3 protein-coding genes are annotated in these 3,096 nt (G+C 39.3%); 2 read left to right on the forward strand and 1 reads right to left on the reverse strand.

Features of this window, described 5'->3' with window-relative positions; genetic code table 11:
* The coding region (locus IQ229_RS20890; protein WP_194047011.1) for a tetratricopeptide repeat protein at positions 1-693 on the forward strand (693 nt) is incomplete at its 5' end.
* A gap of 124 nt (positions 694-817) precedes the next feature.
* Here the strand turns inward: IQ229_RS20890 and IQ229_RS20895 are convergent.
* Positions 818-1,654: a DUF4114 domain-containing protein gene (locus tag IQ229_RS20895; RefSeq protein ID WP_194047013.1), complete on the reverse strand. Its 837-nt coding sequence runs from the start codon at positions 1,652-1,654 to the stop codon at positions 818-820.
* A 728-nt stretch (positions 1,655-2,382) separates the two neighbouring features.
* On the opposite strand from IQ229_RS20895, the gene argS reads away from it, so the two are divergent.
* Positions 2,383-3,096: arginine--tRNA ligase domain-containing protein (argS, locus tag IQ229_RS20900; protein WP_194047015.1), on the forward strand; the 714-nt coding region annotated here is incomplete at its 3' end.

The following is a 3,096-nucleotide window of genomic DNA, read 5'->3' on the forward strand; positions in this document are numbered from 1 at the left end:
ACGGGACAGGATTTAAACTGGGTATTAAAAGCCGATCCGCAAGATGCCCAAGCTTACTGCTGTCGTGGGGTTGTGCGTTGTAAAATCGGGAATTATCGAGAAGCGATCGCAGATTTTAATCAAGCATTACGACTAAATTTTCAAGATGCCATTGTCTATCGCAACCGAGGTAAAGCCCGTTCTGTCTTGGGAGATCATCAAGGTGCGATCGCGGATCTTAACCAAGCAGTCCAGATGCAACCCAAAGATGTCTTAGTTTATATTGCCAGAGGTAATGTCTATCGGGCAATGGGTAATTATCTCGGTGCAATTCAAGATTACACCCAAGCGCTGCAAATCAATTCTGATGAGGCTCAAGCTTACTACAATCGCGGTATTGCCTATACTTGTTTAGAAGAAATACAAAACGCCGTGGAAGATTATCAACGGGCGGGGAGTATCTTTTGCGAGCAAGAAGACTGGGAAAATTATCAACAAGTCTTAAATAGCCTAGAAAAAATCCAGAAATTTAGTCCAGAGTCAAAAAAGCAAAAATATCACCTACTGCGTCAGCGACTTTTACGAATGGTTGGGGGATACTGGGAAATTGCCGAACGATTGATTCAGCAAAACAAAGATTATCATCCTGGGATGTCAGACGAGTGGTATTTGCAAAAAGTGATTGATGATTTAGAACGCGATCGCAATAGATAAAATATAAATGCCACTACAAACGTAAAATCACCCGTACACTATTTATACGGGTGAAAATGCGATCGATCGCTTGTTATTTTCCAATGAAACTAAATGCACCTTATATTTAGCACCGTCTCAAAGTTTAGTTAGAAGTGCGACTTTGACGGCGACGGCGCAATCCAAACATACTAACTGCTCCCACAGCAAACATTGATAGAGTAACAGATGGTTCAGGAACGGTAGCACCAATTAAAGCTTTAACATTTGCCTCACCGATATCAAGAACGACGACAACATCATTAAAATCGCGATCAGAACCTTCGTTTCTCTTACCAGTTGCAGAATCTACCCCTGAAGCGTATAAACCACCGTATAAATCCTCGAATGCTAGGAGGATGTAGTTGTTGTAAGCATAAGCAACTGTGTGCTGTAGTCCGTCAGGGTTAGAAGCAGTATCAGTACCAAAGATATTGGCAGAGGTACCACGGTTCAAACCATCAGCTCTTAACCAGAAGTCAAGTTGAGTACCTGCGGTAACATTACCAACTTTGACCCCATCACCTAGTTTTAATGCGTTACCACCCCAGTTACCACTAACACATCCATTTCCTTGACAGGAAATATCATTAAAAAGCAGCCCAGACTTATTAGTAGTTCCTGTAGCTTCAAAGGCTAACTGATTTCTATAACCTGCACCCTCATTGATAAAGTAAACAGAAACATTGTGGTCGTATTTTAGATTTAATTTATTAGGGTCTAATTTAAATTGTCCGCTGTTTGGAAGGGCAACACTTTCTGCTTGGACAAATTGTTGAAAAGGAGCGTCGTTAAAACCAGTTTGAGATTTATTATATACAGTTGGTTGAGTCCATGAACTATTCCAATTAAAATCAGCAGCAGATGCAGTTTCTACTTGGGAAACTAATCCGGTCAAGGTCGCTGTAGCGGCAATTAAGGCTGTGAATAAATTAGGTTTCATATTAAGAGTCATTAAGTAGGAAAGACAATTTAGATAATGCTTTTTGAGCAGCTATCTATCTTCAGTTCTTCTTACTTCTAACAGTTACAGTTCTGCAACGTCAATCTGTTTATTTACTTTTATTACTATATTTAAATAGCTCTTTATCTAAAGTATTTCCACCGAAAAAAACAAAATTTTGTCTGGTATGATACTGTTATCAACACTTAGTAGTTAAACTTATGCATGATTAAAACTTAATGAATAATATATACTTTTTATGAAAATCAGATATGCAATTTCTATAGTGAAAAGCTAAAAGCTTAATCTATAGGAATTTTGATTTAAATGAAGTAGATAAGTAATGGTGCGTCGTCATTCGTATCAACTAAGCGTTGGCTCAGTTAATACGCTGCTATACAAATAGAGTTGATCTCCGTACTTACGTTGGGAAACGTAGTAATCTATCAAATCAATGAAACCTGGATAAATAAGTTGAGTTTTGGTTTTAAGCGCTAAAGTGTTTACTACGTAGTACGCTTTCGTTAACTTGATTAACTAGCAGTAGTCTGTCAAAATCGACTTCGGTATCGTCAGAATCTAAAAGTTATGCCGAGGATGGGAGACAATTTAAGGGGGTTTTACCTTAAAATGACAGTCTTTGCTTAGGCTTGATGAATATCTTTTAAGGTTAAAATAATCAAGCTTTTCCAGAGCTACATTCCCCCTTTCACAGATAAAATCTATATATGAACGCTACACAAGAAAAACTAAAAGCTCAGGTAGAGCAGGCTTTAATCGCGGCTTTTGGTGCTGACTTTGCTGGAGTAGATCCAATTTTGGTTCCTGCTAGCAATCCTAAATTTGGCGATTATCAGGCAAATGTGGCTTTATCATTGAGTAAAAAGAAAGGATTGCAACCAAGAGCGATCGCAGGTGCGATCGTTGAGAAACTAGATGTATCCGAAATCTGTGAACCACCGGAAATCGCTGGGCCAGGATTTATCAATCTGAAACTGAAAACAGCATACTTAGAAGCACAACTAAACGCGATTCAAGCCGATCCCAGACTGGGAGTTCCAGCCGCGAAAACACCGAAGCGAGAAATTGTAGATTTTTCCAGTCCGAATATTGCTAAAGAAATGCACGTCGGACACTTGCGTTCGACAATTATTGGTGATTCCATTGCCCGGATTTTAGAATTTCAAGGACATGATGTACTGCGATTAAATCATGTAGGTGATTGGGGTACGCAATTTGGAATGTTAATTGCCTATCTGCGGGAAGTTTACCCAGACGCGCTTACCACCGCTAATGCTTTAGATATTGGTGATTTAGTCTCTTTTTATCGCAAAGCCAAACTGCGGTTTGATGCCGATGAAGCTTTTCAAGAAACAGCACGCCAAGAAGTAGTCAGATTACAAGCAGGTGCAGAAGATACACTCCATGCTTGGAGATTACTG

Origin of the sequence: Nostoc cf. edaphicum LEGE 07299 (genome assembly GCF_015207245.1) — a bacterium.
Lineage (GTDB): Bacteria > Cyanobacteriota > Cyanobacteriia > Cyanobacteriales > Nostocaceae > Nostoc > Nostoc edaphicum_B.